13 protein-coding genes are annotated in these 15,043 nt (G+C 63.4%); 9 read left to right on the top strand and 4 right to left on the bottom strand.

What is annotated here, in order from left to right; genetic code table 11:
• Positions 1–2: 2 nt before the first annotated feature.
• On the top strand, positions 3–1,619 hold the full coding sequence (gene cimA / locus ACWTU7_RS00430) for a citramalate synthase (protein ID WP_455837298.1): 1,617 nt from the start codon (positions 3–5) through the stop codon (positions 1,617–1,619).
• Between the two features lie 83 nt (positions 1,620–1,702).
• The gene (rarD, locus tag ACWTU7_RS00425) at positions 1,703–2,638 is read left to right on the top strand and encodes an EamA family transporter RarD (RefSeq protein ID WP_455837297.1); all 936 of its coding nucleotides are present in this window, start codon (positions 1,703–1,705) and stop codon (positions 2,636–2,638) included.
• Here rarD and ACWTU7_RS00420 read toward each other — a convergent pair.
• Positions 2,613–3,014: a hypothetical protein gene (locus ACWTU7_RS00420; RefSeq protein ID WP_455837296.1), complete on the bottom strand. Its 402-nt coding sequence runs from the start codon at positions 3,012–3,014 to the stop codon at positions 2,613–2,615. The genes rarD and ACWTU7_RS00420 overlap by 26 nt on opposite strands.
• 386 nt (positions 3,015–3,400) lie before the next feature.
• Between ACWTU7_RS00420 and ACWTU7_RS00415 the strand changes: the two genes are divergently transcribed.
• A complete protein-coding gene (locus ACWTU7_RS00415) occupies positions 3,401–4,753 on the top strand; it encodes a PQQ-dependent sugar dehydrogenase (protein WP_455837295.1) in 1,353 nt (450 codons plus the stop codon).
• 56 nt (positions 4,754–4,809) lie between these two features.
• Here ACWTU7_RS00415 and ACWTU7_RS00410 read toward each other — a convergent pair whose 3' ends face one another.
• A complete protein-coding gene (locus tag ACWTU7_RS00410) occupies positions 4,810–5,421 on the bottom strand; it encodes an LOG family protein (protein ID WP_029354434.1) in 612 nt (203 codons plus the stop codon).
• Between the two features lie 147 nt (positions 5,422–5,568).
• Between ACWTU7_RS00410 and ACWTU7_RS00405 the strand changes: the two genes are divergently transcribed.
• From ACWTU7_RS00405 to ACWTU7_RS00395, 3 genes are all read left to right on the top strand, one after another.
• The gene (locus tag ACWTU7_RS00405) at positions 5,569–6,978 is read left to right on the top strand and encodes an Ig-like domain-containing protein (protein WP_455837294.1); all 1,410 of its coding nucleotides are present in this window, start codon (positions 5,569–5,571) and stop codon (positions 6,976–6,978) included.
• A 63-nt stretch (positions 6,979–7,041) separates the two neighbouring features.
• Entirely contained in the window at positions 7,042–7,368 is a 327-nt protein-coding gene (locus ACWTU7_RS00400) for an ArsR/SmtB family transcription factor (RefSeq protein ID WP_029354431.1), read from the top strand.
• A 101-nt stretch (positions 7,369–7,469) separates the two neighbouring features.
• Positions 7,470–9,356 (top strand): ABCB family ABC transporter ATP-binding protein/permease, encoded by a 1,887-nt coding sequence (locus tag ACWTU7_RS00395; RefSeq protein WP_455837293.1) that lies wholly within the window; start codon positions 7,470–7,472, stop codon positions 9,354–9,356.
• A 3-nt stretch (positions 9,357–9,359) separates the two neighbouring features.
• Here the strand turns inward: ACWTU7_RS00395 and ACWTU7_RS00390 are convergent, their stop codons facing one another.
• Positions 9,360–10,226, bottom strand: a complete 867-nt coding sequence (locus tag ACWTU7_RS00390) for an SMP-30/gluconolactonase/LRE family protein (protein WP_029354427.1) — start codon at positions 10,224–10,226, stop codon at positions 9,360–9,362.
• A gap of 337 nt (positions 10,227–10,563) precedes the next feature.
• Here ACWTU7_RS00390 and ACWTU7_RS00385 point away from each other — a divergent pair, with 337 nt between their 5' ends.
• From ACWTU7_RS00385 to ACWTU7_RS00375, 3 genes are all read left to right on the top strand, one after another.
• Positions 10,564–11,262: a phosphatidylserine decarboxylase gene (locus ACWTU7_RS00385; protein ID WP_287330597.1), complete on the top strand. Its 699-nt coding sequence runs from the start codon at positions 10,564–10,566 to the stop codon at positions 11,260–11,262.
• A 3-nt stretch (positions 11,263–11,265) separates the two neighbouring features.
• A complete protein-coding gene (locus tag ACWTU7_RS00380; protein WP_455837292.1) occupies positions 11,266–12,081 on the top strand; it encodes a CDP-alcohol phosphatidyltransferase family protein in 816 nt (271 codons plus the stop codon).
• Between the two features lie 251 nt (positions 12,082–12,332).
• Positions 12,333–12,596 carry a hypothetical protein gene (locus tag ACWTU7_RS00375; protein ID WP_095519623.1) on the top strand — a complete coding sequence of 88 codons (264 nt, stop codon included), beginning with the start codon at positions 12,333–12,335 and terminating at the stop codon, positions 12,594–12,596.
• A 105-nt stretch (positions 12,597–12,701) separates the two neighbouring features.
• Here ACWTU7_RS00375 and ACWTU7_RS00370 read toward each other — a convergent pair whose 3' ends face one another.
• Entirely contained in the window at positions 12,702–14,924 is a 2,223-nt protein-coding gene (locus tag ACWTU7_RS00370; protein WP_455837291.1) for an AMP-binding protein, read from the bottom strand.
• Positions 14,925–15,043 lie beyond the last annotated feature (119 nt).

The raw sequence follows: 15,043 nt of genomic DNA, 5'->3' as shown, positions 1-15,043 counted from the left end.
TCATGGGCCGCGAGCGCCTCTATCTCTTCGACACGACACTGCGTGATGGCCAGCAAACACCGGGTATCGACTTTTCAGTCGAGGACAAGATCGCCATCGCCGGGCTGCTCGACGAGTTCGGCATGGACTATGTCGAGGGGGGCTATCCCGGCGCCAACCCGACCGACACCGCCTTCTTCGCCGAGCCCCGCACGGCCAGTGCCAAATTCGTCGCCTTCGGCATGACCAAGCGGGCTGGGGTCTCGGCTTCGAACGATCCAGGCCTTGCCGCATTGGTCCAGTCGAAGTCGGACGCCATTTGCTTTGTCGCCAAGAGCTGGGACTACCATGTCCGCATCGCGCTGGGCTGCACGAACGAGGAAAACCTCGAAGCGATCAAGGCCTCGGTCGAAGCGGCGATTGCCTCGGCCAAGGAAGCACTGGTTGATTGCGAGCATTTCTTCGACGGCTTCAAGGCCAATCCCGATTATGCGCTGGCCTGCGCTAGGACCGCCTACGACGCCGGCGCGCGCTGGGTGGTGATGTGCGACACCAATGGCGGCACGCAGCCGTCGGAAGTGCGCGCCATCGTCGAGAAGGTCATCGCCTCAGGCATTCCCGGAGACCATCTCGGCATCCATGCCCATGACGACACCGGCCAGGCGGTGGCGAATTCGCTGGCCGCCGTCGAGGCCGGCGTGCGCCAGATCCAGGGCACGCTGAACGGCATCGGCGAGCGCTGCGGCAACGCCAATCTGATCTCGATCGTGCCGACGCTGGCGCTGAAGCCGGCCTTTTCCGACCGCTTCGAGACAGGCATTTCGGCCGAAGCGTTGGCCGGAATATCGCGCCTTTCCCGGGCCTTTGACGAATTGCTGAACCGCGCGCCGGAAGCGCAGGCGCCCTATGTCGGCGCTTCCGCCTTCGCCACCAAGGCCGGCATCCATGCCTCGGCGCTGGCCAAGGAGCCGGCCACCTACGAGCATGTGCCGCCGGAAGCAGTTGGCAACCGCCGCCGCGTCATGGTCTCGGACCAGGGCGGCAAGGCCAATTTCCTCGCCGAGCTGAAGCGGCGCGGCATCGACATGCCGAAAGACGACCACCGGCTCGACGCGCTGATATCAGTGGTCAAGGAGCGCGAGGCCGAAGGCTATGCCTATGAGGGCGCCGATGCCAGCTTCGAGCTTCTGGCGCGCAAGATGCTGCACGGCCTGCCGGAATTCTTCAGCGTCACCTCGTTTCGCTGCATGGTCGAGCGCCGCTTCGACGCCAACGGCCAGCTGAAGACGGTCTCGGAGGCGATCGTCAAGGTGATGGTCGACGGCGAGGAGAAGATGTCGGTGGCCGAAGGACACGGCCCGGTCAATGCGCTCGACATCGCGCTGCGCAAGGATCTCGGAAAATTCCAGAACGAGATCGCCGACCTCGAACTTGCCGACTTCAAGGTGCGTATCCTCAATGGTGGCACCGAGGCGATCACCCGCGTGCTGATCGAATCGCATGACGCAACCGGCGCCCGCTGGTGGACGGTCGGCGTCTCAGAAAACATCATCGACGCCTCGTTCCAGGCGCTGATGGATTCGATCGTCTACAAGCTGATGAAGAACCGCGAGATGGCCGGGCTGGTCGCGGCGGAGTAGGATTGAACCATCAGCGAAAGTCCATTGATCCATCAGAACTTTGCGATGGTCTTGGCCCGGCGGCTGGCGCATAGCGTTGGGCCATGCCCACGCAAGCAATCCAGCTCGAAGCAGACTCAAAGGCCCGGCGTGGCTTTCTGTTGGCCCTGGGCGCCTATCTCCTGTGGGGGTTGCTGCCCTTTTACATGAAAGCTGTCGCGCATCTGCCGCTGGCCGAAGTCATCGCGCACCGCATCGTCTGGTCGGTGCCGATTGCCGCCGCCGTTTTGGTCTGGGCCGGCCGCACCGCGGACTTCAAGGCCGCAATCCGTTCGCCGCGCATCATTTCGATGGCGGCGCTGACGGCGGCGCTGATTTCGGTTAACTGGGGCATCTATGTCTGGGCGATCGCGGTCGACCGCACCATCGAGACCGCGCTTGGCTATTACATCAACCCGCTTGTCAGCGTCGTTGTCGGTGCGCTGCTGCTTGGCGAGCGGCTCGACAGGCTGCAAATCGCGGCGGTGCTGCTGGCGGCCATCGCGGTCGCGGTGCTGACGATCGACGCCGGCAAGCTGCCCTGGGTGTCGCTGGTGCTGGCGTTTTCCTTTGCCGCCTATGCCTTTTTCCGCAAGACGCTGCCAATCGGTCCCAGCCAGGGCTTTTTGCTCGAGGTGCTGTTGCTGTCGGTGCCGGCGCTCGGCTACATCATCTTGCTCATCGTCACAGGGCAGGACCATTTCGTCTCCAGTTCCCTGAACGATACCGCATTGCTGATCGGCTGCGGCCCGGTCACCGCCATACCGCTGCTGCTGTTTGCCTTCGGGGCCAAGCTGTTGCGTCTCTCCACAATCGGCATCATGCAGTATATCGCGCCGACTATTGTATTCCTGATCGCCGTGCTGATTTTCGGCGAACCCTTCGGCAGCACCCAGGCCATCGCCTTCGGCCTGATCTGGACGGCGCTGGCGATCTATTCCTGGTCAATGTTTTCTTCGGCGCGCAAGGCCGGCGCTACACCCCGCGCCCCAGCCGCCTGACGAACAGATAGACGACCGCCGCGACGCAATGCGTCGCAGACGATGCGGTCCTCGATGCCGTCGAGCGTATCGCCCACGTCGCCATGCCGTCGGGCGACTGGCCCATGACAGCCTCGATCAGCTCTGCCGGAGAGCGGAACTTGCGCGAACCGTTGTCGATCGCCTTGCGGATATTGTCGACCAACCGTAGCGGTTGCTTGCGGCCGCGGATCAGCATCGTGTCGTTGAAGGCGAAACGGAAATGGCCGAGCCCGCGCGCCTCCGCCGAATAGTCGTGGCGCAGGTCCGGCAGGTCGCCATGGAGCCAGTCGCCCTCGAGGTCGATATGGCAGCCATGGCCGACCGACAGGAAGGCATCGCGCACCGGCGGCGGCAAAGCCGGCTCGGTGGCGATCTCGTGTCGGAAAGCTGGTAGCTGCGCTAGGTCCAGTGTGTGGCGGCCGGGTCTTTGGTTCTCGCGCCTTCGGCGGTGAAGTGATAGACGAAGAACAGCCCGTGCTCGTCTGGCAGATAGGCGACAGGTCGCTGCCTTCCGGGTTGAGAGTGATGTTCATGGTCGCGTCCCCAGTGTCTCGAATACGCCGCCGCGCGGCGACGACCAGACTGTGATCACTAGCACGGGCGAACCGGTTTCGTGTGACGGTTTTGACGGTTACCCGAGGCGCGCCTGCGAACGCCGTTATTGGAGCCAGTTTGGAATAATACGTCGTTGACTCGCGTTTACGTAAAGAGCACGACGCAAATCCGTGCGGAGGACGTCCGATGCATGCCGGCTTCCCTCGAAGCGTACTCATAGCTGTATTAGGAGCCGTCATGGCGAGCTGCGCTGGCTTTTCGGCGCAGAAAACGGGGGCAATGACCGGCTATGGCCCCAACCCCACTTTACCGAAACCAAGACCGACGCTGATCCCGACCATCAACATCGCCGAGGCGAAGGGTTGGCAGAAAGGTGGCATGCCAACCCCGGCTCGGGGGCTGATGGTGAACGCCTTCGCCACCGGCCTCGACCATCCGCGCTGGCTGCACGTGCTTCCGAACGGCGACGTGCTGGTCGCCGAAACCAATGCTCCTGCCAAGGATGACCAAGGCTTCAGCCTTAGAAAGGTCTTCATGGACCTGGCTATGAAGCGCGCCGGGGCCGCGACCAAAAGCGCCAACCGCATCACGCTCCTGCGCGACACCAATGGCGACGGCATTGCGGATGTGCGCAGGACGTTCGCAGAAGGCCTCAATTCACCGTTCGGTATGACGCTGTCCAAAGGCAGGCTCTATGTAGCGAATACCGACGCGCTCGTCGCTTTCCCCTACTCCAATGGCCAGACCCGAGCCACAACGCCGCCGGAAAAGATCGTCGACTTACCGGCCGGAGATCTCAACCATCATTGGACCAAGGACGTGATCGCAAGTCCGGATGGACGCAAGCTCTATGTCACCGTCGGCTCCAACAGTAACGTTGGAGAAAACGGCATGGCCGCGGAGAAGAACCGCGCCGCCGTCCTTGAAGTGGACCGGTCGACCCGCCGCACCCGGGTCTTCGCGTCAGGGCTGCGCAACCCGAACGGGCTGTCCTGGAACCCTGAAAGTGGCGAGCTTTGGGTCGCCGTGAATGAGCGGGACGAGATCGGCGACGATCTCGTCCCGGATTACATGACCTCGGTTCGTGACGGCGCTTTTTACGGCTGGCCCTACAGCTATTTCGGGCAGAACATCGACGAACGCGTCAAGCCCCAGCGCCCCGATCTCGTGGCGAGGGCGGTCAAGCCCGATTATGCGCTGGGTTCCCATACCGCCTCGCTGGGACTGACCTTCTCCAAAGGCACGTCGCTCGGCCCGGCCTACGGCAACGGCGCCTTCGTCGGCCAGCATGGCTCGTGGAACAGAAGCGTGTTCAGCGGTTACAAGGTGATCTTCGTGCCGTTCCGCGATGGTAAACCGAGCGGTCCTCCAAAAGATGTGCTCGCTGGCTTTATCGGGCGTGATAGCAAGGCGATGGGCCGTCCGGTCGGCGTTGCTATCGATCGGACCGGCGCACTGCTCGTCGCCGACGATGTCGGCAATGTCATCTGGCGGGTCCGTCGGGCAAGTCGCCGACTTGCGGGGGGAGTAGGGGAGTAGGATCGCGCTTCATAAGCGCGGCATTCACTACCTACTGCCCTACTGCCTTTACTCCCCTAAAGCTTGTCGATTACCGACTGCACACCTTCGGTCGGTGCGTCGACCGATGATCCGGCGACTATGATGGCGGCGACGATCGCTTCCGGATCGTCGACCACCAGCGGCTTGACCCGCTGCGCGGTGTGGATGAAGCCTTCGGCCATCATATGGTCGAGCAGCGCCAGCATCGGGTCCCAGAATCCCCCGACGTTGCCGAAGACGATCGGTTTGCGATGATGGCCGAGCTGGCCCCAGGTCATGATCTCGATGATTTCCTCGACCGTGCCGATGCCGCCCGGCAGCGCCACAAAGGCGTCGGATTTCTCGAACATCGTATGTTTACGCTCGTGCATGTTGTCGGTGATCACGAGCTCGTCGAGCCGGTTAAGCGCGGTTTCGGTGGCCTCCCTGTTGATCAGGAAGCGCGGTATGATGCCCGTCACCTTTCCGCCGGCCCGCAACGCCCCTTCAGCAACGGCTCCCATGATGCCCCTGGTGCCACCGCCATAGATCAGACGCAGGCCGGACTTGGCGATCGAACGCCCAAGCAGGTGTCCGGCCTTGGCATAGGTTTCATCGCGGCCTGGAGACGAGCCGCAATAGACGCAGATGGATCGAATCGTGTTCATGAGATGATTGGTGATTGGGTCTTTATTCGCGGTCAAGCCCGGGCGGGCTTTTTCTTGCTGGCCTCCTTTTTCTTGTCGGCCCCCTTTTTCTTGTCGGTTTGGGCAAAACAGGCTAGACCGGCATTAGGTGGCTAAGGGCAGGGAAATATGACAATTAATCCAGTAAAGGCGCTTTTGTTCGCCGTCGGCGGCTCCGTCGCCGCGGCCGGAACCGCCTATGTGTCGGGCGCGCTCGACCCGTATCTCAATCGCGCGCCACCGGCGGAAGTGGCATCGCTGACGCCGCTGGCGGAGAAGCCGGCCGAGCCGGGGACCGATGGATCGGTTTCTCCCGCGCCGGCCACAGATGCGGGGGCACCGGCAGCGCCGGCCACTGCCGATGCGATCGCGCCGACCTTCGATATTGTTCGGGTCGAGATCAAGGGCTCTATCGTCGTCGCCGGCAATGCCGCACCCAACGCCAAGGTCGAGATTCTCAACGGTTCGACGGTTCTCGGCTCGACGGTCGCCGGCGCCGATGGTGCTTTTGCCATCGTTCTCGACGATCCGCTGAAACCCGGCGATTACACGATCGCGCTGCGCTCAATGACCGGCAATGTCGTGACCCCCTCGGCGCAGACAGCCATCGTCTCGATTCCCCAGAGTCCTGCTGGCCAGGTGCTGGCGATGATCGAGGAGCCGGGCAAGGCCTCCGAATTGCTCACCGTTCCTACACCCGAGAAGAAGCCTGATGCGCCTGTTGGCGACAAGGCGGCCGCCCCGGCTGCCGAGGACTCCGCTGCCGGGGACCCCGCTGCCGCAGCACCGGCCCCAGGCGCACCGGCTGCCACGGCGCCGGCCACTGCCGAAGTCGCCCCCGCGCCGGCTCCGGACATGGCTGTCGCACCGGCGACACCAGCTGCAGGGCCAAAGATCGTCGTCGAAGCCATCGAGATCGACGGCAACAAGATCTTCGTCGCCGGGCTCGCCGATCCCGGCCGCAAGGTGCGCGCCTATGCCAACGATATCTTGCTCGGCGACGCGAAAACTTCGCCAGACGGCCACTTCCTGGTCGAGGCGACGCGCAGCATTCCCGTTGGCACCTACACCATCCATGTCGACGCACTCGATGCCGACGGGGCAAAGGTGCTGGCCCGCGCCGCCGTGCCGTTCGAGCGCGAGCCGGGCGAGTCGGTCGCCGCCGTGGCGCCCGTCGAGCAGAAGCCTGCCACGCCATCCTCCGCCGCTGGCGCGCCTGCTGCAATCGGAGCCGAAGCGCCCGCAGTTGCCGCCACATCGGCTGAAATTCCCGAGACCGCGGCGCCGAAGCTCGAACACGCCGACAGCGCCGTTATTATCCGCCGCCACGATACGCTGTGGCAGATCTCGCGGCGCGTCTATGGCCAAGGCGTGCGCTATTCGACCATCTACCTCGCCAATCAGGATCAGATCAGGAATCCCGACCGCATCTGGCCGGGGCAGGTGTTCAAGGTCCCGGAAAAATCGCAGGAAGGCGAAGCCGCCAACCTCAAGGCGATGGGCGACCAGATGACGACGGCGCCGACGAAGGCTGATTAGAAATCTTTTTCTTCTTTCCGCCCTCTTGCGGAAAGCTCGTTCATCGTCTATCGCCGATAAACGATGAATGCTCCCTTGACCGAGAAGACTTGCGGCTTCGCCGACAGCCAGTCCGTGGCCGCGAAGCTCGCCGCGCTTTCGCATCCGGCCCGGATCGAGATCCTCAGGCACCTTTCGGCCAGCCGCTCCTGCTGCTGCCGGGAGGTCGTCGACCATCTCGACCTGGCGCAGTCCACGGTTTCACAGCACCTGAGGGTATTGGTCGACGCCGGGCTCGTCCGCTACAAGCCGGACCGGCAACGCTCGCGCTATGAAGTCGACAGCGATGCGCTCGCCAATGTTTCCGCATCGCTGGCCGCGCTCGTCAATTCGTGCTGCTCCGGCCGCTAGATCATGGTCCCGAATCGAAGGACCGCGTCAGCGAAAAGTGGAAGCCGGTTTTCGGAAAAGATGGCGGTCAAGCAGTAAGATATAAGAAAAAGGCGATAAAAATGGCCGAAAAAACCGTTTCCGCTGAATCCGGTTCGACCTTCAAGACATTGCGCAATCTTTGGCCATACATGTGGCCGGCCGACCGTGGTGACCTCAGGGCACGGGTGGTGTGGGCGACCGTGCTTTTGGTCGTCGCCAAGCTGACATTGGTTGCCGGCCCCTATTTCTTCAAATGGGCAACCGATGCGCTGGCTGGTGACGCCAAGTCGGTGCCGCCGCTGCCGGCTTTCCTGCTGGCGCCGGTCATGCTGGTCATCGCCTACAATGTCGTGCGGCTGGTGCAACTCGGTTTCAACCAGTTGCGCGACGCGCTGTTTGCCCGCGTCGGACAGTATGCGGTGCGCCAGCTCGCCTTCCGCACGTTCATCCACATGCATCAACTGTCGCTGCGCTTCCATCTCGAGCGCCGCACTGGCGGCCTGTCGCGCATCATCGAGCGCGGAACCAAGGGCATCGAGACGATCGTCCGCTTCACCGTGCTCAACACCTTGCCGACCATCCTCGAATTCGCGCTGACAGCGGGCATCTTCGCCGTCACCTATGGATGGAAATACGTGGCTGTGGTGGCGGTGACGGTCTGGCTCTACATCTGGTTCACCATCAGGGCGAGCGACTGGCGCATCGTCATTCGCCGCGACATGAACGACAGCGACACCGACGCCAGCACCAAGGCGATCGACTCGCTGCTCAATTTCGAGACGGTTAAATATTTCAACAACGAGAGCATGGAAGCCGAGCGCTTCGACCGTTCAATGGCGCGCTACGAGGCCGCCGCCACCAGGATATGGACCTCGCTCGGCTGGCTGAACTTCGGCCAGGGCGTCATCTTCGGTCTCGGCACGGTTATCGTCATGTCCCTTTCGGCGCTGGAGGTGCAGGCTGGTACGCAGACGGTTGGCGACTTCGTCTTCATCAACGCCATGCTAATCCAGCTTTCGGTTCCACTCAACTTTATCGGCTTCATCTATCGCGAAATCCGCCAGGGCCTGACCGACATCGAGCAGATGTTCGATCTGCTCGATGTGCCGCAGGAGATCGTCGACAAGCCGGGTGCCAAGCCGCTGGTCGTCGGCGCCGGCAAGGTCGAGTTCCGCGACGTGCACTTTTCCTACGATCCCAACCGCAAGATCCTGAAAGGCATCAGCTTCGAAGTGCCGGCCGGCAAGACGGTTGCCATTGTCGGGCCATCGGGCGCCGGCAAGTCGACCATTTCGCGGCTCCTGTTCCGCTTTTACGACATCCAGGGCGGCAAGATTCTGATCGATGGCCAGGACATTCGCGACGTGACGCAGGAGAGCCTGCGCGCGGCGATCGGCATGGTGCCGCAGGATACCGTGCTGTTCAACGACACCATCGCCTACAACATCCGCTACGGCCGCGTCGATGCCAGCGAGGAGGATGTGCGCAAGGCGGCAGAACTCGCTCAGATCGGGCCGTTCATCGAACGTCTGCCCGACGGCTACCGGTCGATGGTCGGCGAGCGTGGGCTGAAACTGTCCGGTGGCGAGAAGCAGCGTGTGGCGATCGCCCGCACCATTTTGAAGGCGCCGCCGATCCTGATGCTCGACGAGGCGACCTCGGCTCTCGACAGCCATACCGAACAGGAGATCCAGGCGGCGCTCGACCTCGTCAGTAAGGGCCGCACGACCATCGTCATCGCCCATCGGCTGTCGACGGTGATTTCGGCCGACGAGATCATCGTGCTGCAGGACGGCCAGATCGCCGAGCGCGGCACGCATGCCGCCTTGATGCGCAAGGCTGGTCTGTACGCGTCGATGTGGGACCGCCAGCGTGAGGCAACCGAGGCCGAGGAGCGGCTGCGCATTGCTCGCGAGCGCGACGAGTTCGGCGTCGTTGTCCGCCGCCGCCCCTCCGAGGTGTCGTAGCCCTTATGGCCAGCCGGCGCCCGGCGCGGAAGCCTCGATGCTGAGCACCTGGCCGGTGCGGGCATCGCTGATCATGTGTTCGAAGCCGCGCCATTCGGCGGCGACGATGAACAGTGTCTTGCCGTCGGCACCGCCGAGCATGCAGGCAAAGCAGCCGCGATCGGCATCGACGCTGTCGAGCATTGCGCCGCCTTCGCGCACGCGCACGCAGTGCCGGTTGGGGACGTCGGCATACCAGACCGCGCCCTCGGCATCGAGGCAGATGCCGTCGGGAAAGCCGTTGCCGAGGTCGGCCCATCGCCGCCGGTTGGCGAGGCTGCCATCGGCGGCGATGTCGAAGGCGGTTAGCCTGTTGGCGTGCGATTCAGCGACGATCAATGTTTTGTTGTCAGGCGTCACCGCCATCCCATTGGCGAAGGCGATCTTGTCCGCCACCTGCCGCACCGACCCGTCCGGCGCAATGAGCACGATGGTGCCGGGGCCGAAATGCTGGCCAGGAGCCGGCGCCGGTCCGCCGCCATTGACGTAGATGTTGCCGCGCCCGTCGACGACGATCTCGTTCCAAGGGCTCGTTGAAAGACCTCGCAGATCGGCGTGGGTGGCCAGCGTACCGTCTGGTTCTTGCCGCAGCACCAGCCCCTCACGCCCGCTGACGACGACCAGGCGGCCGTCCGGCAGCCAGTCGATCGAATAGGGCAGGGTGGCCGGCACGGTGAGCATGACTTGACTGTTGCCGTCGGCATCGACGGCGACGATCTGGCCGGTCCCCCAGTTGCAGAACCAAAGCCTGTCGTCATGCCAGCGCGGCGACTCGCCGAATGCCAGACCGTTCATCACGACATTTACTTCTTTGGCTGCTGATTTCTGCATGGACCGAGAACCTCCAGGTTGCGCGAATCGTCACGGCTAACGGGCTGTCCTGCCAAGGACGGGCGAGAGTGCTCCGTCCCGACAGGTGGGGGCCGGCGACGGCGGTTTTTTGCGTGACCAGATTAGGATTGGCCGCGTGAACCGGCTCAATGCGCCGTACGCGTCGATCCACCTCTCTCATCGTCCGCGTAACGGCGGCGTCGTCCTCGGCTGTTATGCGTCCCATCGACGGTGAACGGGATCAATAGCCGAGCCGGCCTTTCTCCATTGTTGCGTTGCGGCCACAGGGTGTTTCCGCTATTGAAGCCGGACCTGAAACTAGGGCTGTTCCCATCCCATGGACCTCGTCGACACGATCAAGAAAACGTTCGTTCCGATCCATCGCGAAGGCTTTCCGTTTATCGCTGCGTTCGCAGCGGTGACGCTTTTCCTCGGCTATTTCTCGTCGATCCTGTTCTGGGTCTGCCTCATCCTGACGGCCTGGTGCGTCTATTTCTTCCGCGATCCCGAGCGCGTCACGCCTGTCGACGACCGGCTGGTGGTGAGCCCGGCCGACGGCATCATCACGGCGGTCGGGCCGGCAGTGCCGCCGCGCGAACTTGGCCTCGGTGGCGGCGAGATGACCCGCATCTCGGTGTTCATGGACGTCTTTTCCTGCCACGTGAATCGGGCTCCGGTGCGCGGCCGCATCACAAGGATAGAGCATCGGCCAGGCCAGTTCCTCAACGCCGCACTCGACAAGGCCAGCGCCGACAACGAGCGCAACGGTCTGGTCATCGAAAGCCCCAACGGCACGGTGGCCGCAGTGCAGATCGCCGGTCTGGTGGCGCGGCGCATCGTCTGCTGGGCCGAAACCGGCGGCACGATCGGCATCGGCGAGCGCTTCGGGCTGATCCGCTTCGGCTCGCGTGTCGACGTATTCCTGCCCTCGACCGCAACGCCGCGTGTCGCCGTCGGCCAGACCGCAGTCGGCGGTGAAACCATACTGGCCGAATTCGGCGGCATTGCTGCAACGCCGCTCGTGCGGGTGTCCTGAGCCGTGGGCGCGCCGTTCAAAAAATTCGAGGCGCATGGCAGCGGCGGTCCGCGCATCCGTGAAATTTCGATGCGTATGGTGCTGCCCAATCTCGTCACAGTGCTCGCCATCTGCGCCGGCCTGTCCGGCATCCGCTTCGGCTTCGAAGGCCGTTTCGAGCCGGCAGTGGTGATGGTGTTGCTCGCTGCCTTCCTCGACGGCATCGATGGCCGCCTGGCGCGGATGCTGAAGGCGACGTCCAAATTCGGCGCGCAGATGGATTCGCTGGCCGACATCGTCAATTTCGGCGTCGCACCCGCGCTGGTGCTCTATGCCTTCCTGCTCGACCAGGCCGGCTCGCCGGGCTGGATTGCCGCGCTCCTGTTCACCATCGCCTGCGGGCTGAGGCTCGCTCGCTACAACGTGCTCGACGAAGAAACTGATCGCCCGCAGTGGCAGACTGAGTATTTCGTCGGCGTGCCGGCGCCGGCGGGCGCCGTGCTGGTGATGCTGCCGCTTTATCTCTTCTTCCTGCGGCTTGGCGTGGAGCCGTCCCGCCCTGCCGCCTTCATCGCCGCCGGTTTCACCGTTCTGGTAGCCTTCCTGCTGGTCAGCCGGCTGCCGGTCTATTCCGGAAAAAGCCTGAAAGTCCCGGGCGACAAGGTGCTGCCGATCATCCTCGGCGTCGTTCTCTACATCCTGCTGTTGATGACCTATCCCTGGTACACGCTGACGGCGTCGGTTGCCGGCTATCTGCTGTTCCTGCCGTTCAGCATCCGCGCGTATTCAAAGCGCGCCAAGCGCGAAGGCGAGAAGGTGCCGCCTTCAGACATCGGCTGACAGACCTGCCGCCAATTCGCTCCGACGGTCACCGCAAGCATTTTGCAGCAAGTGGAATCACTTGGCGTCGCAGAAATGCGGCTAAAACAAATAAATGGAGCGGGATTTCCAGTTCAATTTGGACGCATCCCGCTTTAGCGGGAACCTGCCGGGTATCTTGACCGTTCTGTCTCAGCGGGCGACCTCGCGAAACGTCTCGCTACCAACCAGTTGCTGTGCCCGGCGCAGGAGCCGAAGAAGAGTGAGGAGAAATGGCTGTCGTCCTCATTGGTGCGTTGCTCATTGTCGCTGGCGTTGTGTACATGGCTGGCGCGGCCTTAAGGCGTGGGCGGCTCAGCGATCCGGCACCTGTTCGCGCGGCGCCGGATCGCTCGACGCCAGAGCTCGCAACGCCAGGTCCGACACTTGAGCCGCGGCGGCGCGGGCTCGGTTTCCTCGGCCTGTCGCAGAACTGGCCGGGCCTGCTGATGATAGCGGTCGGGTTCATCCTGCTGTTGTCGGTCGTGGTCCTCTAGAGATTTGCAGCCAAACGTGTTCGTTTGGCGTCCGGTAAACGCGTTAAAACAAAGAGTTAGAGCGCGGTTTTGGGTCCACCACCAAAACGCAAAGCGCTCTAAGCGTTAAGCTGCCGCGCTGAGCCCCAGTCGTTCAATCGCCAGTTTACGGGTCGCGACATAGTCGGTCTTGCCTGAACCCAGCACCGGGATTTCCTCGACCTTGACGATGTCGTTCGGCACCATCAGATCGGCGGCACCGGCTTGTCTGCCGAATTTGCGCAATTCATCGGGATCGGCCTCATCAGCGGTGGTGACCAGCACGATGCGCTCGCCGCGGCGCCTGTCCGGCACCGCCACCACAGCGTGGTGCTCTTCCGGCCATAGCGACTGCACCAGCATCTCGACTGCGCCCAGCGACACCATCTCGCCGGCGATCTTGGCGAAGCGCTTGGCCCGGCCGCGAATGGTGATGAAGCCTTCGCGGTCGACCGAAACGATGTCGCCGGTATCGTGCCAGCCGTCGAGCGGTTGCAATTCGCCGGGCCGATCTGATGTCATGTAGCCCATCATCAAATTCGGCCCGTCGAGCCACAACCGTCCGGCGCCGCTAATGCCCTCGACCGGCTCGAGCTTCATGCGCATGGCCGGCAACAGCCGCCCGACCGTGCCGTCGCGGCCGTGGATGGCGGTATTGACGGCAACGACTGGTGACGCCTCGGTCAGCCCGAAACCCTCGATGATCTCGGCCTGAAAGCGCTCCCGATAGACGCGGCGTGTCTCCGGTTTCACCGCCTCGGCGCCCGCGACAATGAAGCGCAGGCTGGAAAAATCGCCGTCCTTGGCGGTGCGCGCATAGTTGGCGAGGAACGTGTCGGTTCCGAACATGACGGTCGGCCTTGCTTTGCGTGCGACCTCGGGGATCAGCTTGTAGTGGAGCGGCGAGGGATAGAGGAATAGTTTCACTCCGGTGACCAGCGGCAGGATGGTGCCGCCGGTGAGCCCGAACGAGTGGAACACCGGCAGCACGTTGAGCAGGATATCGGCCGGCGAGATAGTGATGCGGGCTTCGGCCTGCATGGCGTTGACAAGAAGGTTCCTATGCGACAGCACCACCGCCTTCGGCGTGCCTTCCGAGCCTGAGGTGAATAGGATCACTGCTGGCTTGGCCGCATTCTGCGGCTGCAGCGGCCAGCGCCATAGCAAGGCGGCAGCGAGCTTGTCCAGCACGGTTACGCTGGCCCGCACGTCCTCCAGCCATAACAGTTTGGCGCCGCCTTCTTCCACCGCCGCGACGATGTCAGCGAGGTTGGCCTTGTCGATAAAGGCTCGCGACGAGACCACGGTGCGGACTTCCGCCGTGCGCACGGCGGCGGTGACGCTGGCCCGGCCTGCGGTGTAGTTGATCATCGCCGCCACCCGGCTCGCCGACAACAGGCCAATGAGCGACAGCACGACACCGTTGGCGTTGGGCAGCAGCACTCCAACCGCTTCGCCCGGCGCCGTCACCGCCTCGAAGCGGCGGCCCAGCACCCGCGCGCCGATGAACAGCTTTCTGTAGTTCAACGTGCCGCTGACCACGTCTTCGACGATAGGATGCGAGGCGCCGACTCGGTCGGCGGCGTCGCGCATGGCGAGGAACAGGCCGCGATTAAGATCGCTGCCGAAAAGCCGGGCTTCCGCGAAACGGTCGAACAGCGCATTGGTGTTCGAGGACTGATCAGGGTTTCGCGCCACCAGCTCGGCGATGGTCATCGGCTCCAGCACGCTGATCGACAGGCGCGGAAACCAGCGCCGCGGCGCCTTGTCCGCCGGCGTCAGCGACACCGGCAGAGTGCGCGCGCCGGCGACAAAGATCGGCACGATGCGGGCATCGGCCTGCATGGCAATGCGGGTAACGGCGCGAAACAGGCGAAATGTCTTGATATCCGGCTCGACCGCGTCCGGCAAATAGACGGCAAGGCGGCCCTTGCCCTTGAGCACCCGCACCAGCCGGCGGCTGACGAAGATATGCTCGGCGTTGAAGGCGATGGTGCGGCCAAGCTCGCGCCATGGTTCGAGCCAGGGTGACTTGGCGGAGGCCTGGTCGAGAATGTGCAGCGTATCTTCCGGCAGCAGTGACAGCATCAGCGCCGGTTCGAGGCGCGACTGGTGCGAAATGACGTAGATGACCGGGGCGGCTGTGTTGCGGGCGATGTTGATGCGGCCGTCGGCAACCCGATAGGCGAGCTTGAACGGTACGTAAAGCAGCGCCTGCGTGAAGCGCAGGCCGCGGCGGAATTTTTCCACCACGCCGATCAGCAGCCAGGCCGCGACGAGCCCCGCAAGCAGCGCCAGTGTCAGGATCATGCCGCGTCTCTCCCAACAGATTTTCACGTCGCGGCTCTTTCTGACCGCTTCGATGAGAACCTAGACGAAGTGGGCTCAACGTCAATGCGGAGGTATTTTTGGCGCTACTAGAGCCGCAA

The organism is Mesorhizobium sp. BHscii (genome assembly GCF_053848065.1).
Note: the sequence above shows the minus strand (reverse complement) of the source record. Positions and strands in the feature narration are given on the sequence as shown.

Bases quoted from the DNA above. Each gene is read 5' to 3' on its own strand.
- cimA (WP_455837298.1), top strand. From the start codon at position 3: ATGGGCCGCGAGCGCCTCTATCTCTTCGACACGACACTGCGTGATGGC.
- rarD (WP_455837297.1), top strand. From the start codon at position 1,703: ATGCCCACGCAAGCAATCCAGCTCGAAGCAGACTCAAAGGCCCGGCGT.
- ACWTU7_RS00415 (WP_455837295.1), top strand. From the start codon at position 3,401: ATGCATGCCGGCTTCCCTCGAAGCGTACTCATAGCTGTATTAGGAGCC.
- ACWTU7_RS00410 (WP_029354434.1), bottom strand. From the start codon at position 5,421: ATGAACACGATTCGATCCATCTGCGTCTATTGCGGCTCGTCTCCAGGC.
- ACWTU7_RS00405 (WP_455837294.1), top strand. From the start codon at position 5,569: ATGACAATTAATCCAGTAAAGGCGCTTTTGTTCGCCGTCGGCGGCTCC.
- ACWTU7_RS00400 (WP_029354431.1), top strand. From the start codon at position 7,042: ATGAATGCTCCCTTGACCGAGAAGACTTGCGGCTTCGCCGACAGCCAG.
- ACWTU7_RS00395 (WP_455837293.1), top strand. From the start codon at position 7,470: ATGGCCGAAAAAACCGTTTCCGCTGAATCCGGTTCGACCTTCAAGACA.
- ACWTU7_RS00390 (WP_029354427.1), bottom strand. From the start codon at position 10,226: ATGCAGAAATCAGCAGCCAAAGAAGTAAATGTCGTGATGAACGGTCTG.
- ACWTU7_RS00385 (WP_287330597.1), top strand. From the start codon at position 10,564: ATGGACCTCGTCGACACGATCAAGAAAACGTTCGTTCCGATCCATCGC.
- ACWTU7_RS00375 (WP_095519623.1), top strand. From the start codon at position 12,333: ATGGCTGTCGTCCTCATTGGTGCGTTGCTCATTGTCGCTGGCGTTGTG.
- ACWTU7_RS00370 (WP_455837291.1), bottom strand. From the start codon at position 14,924: ATGATCCTGACACTGGCGCTGCTTGCGGGGCTCGTCGCGGCCTGGCTG.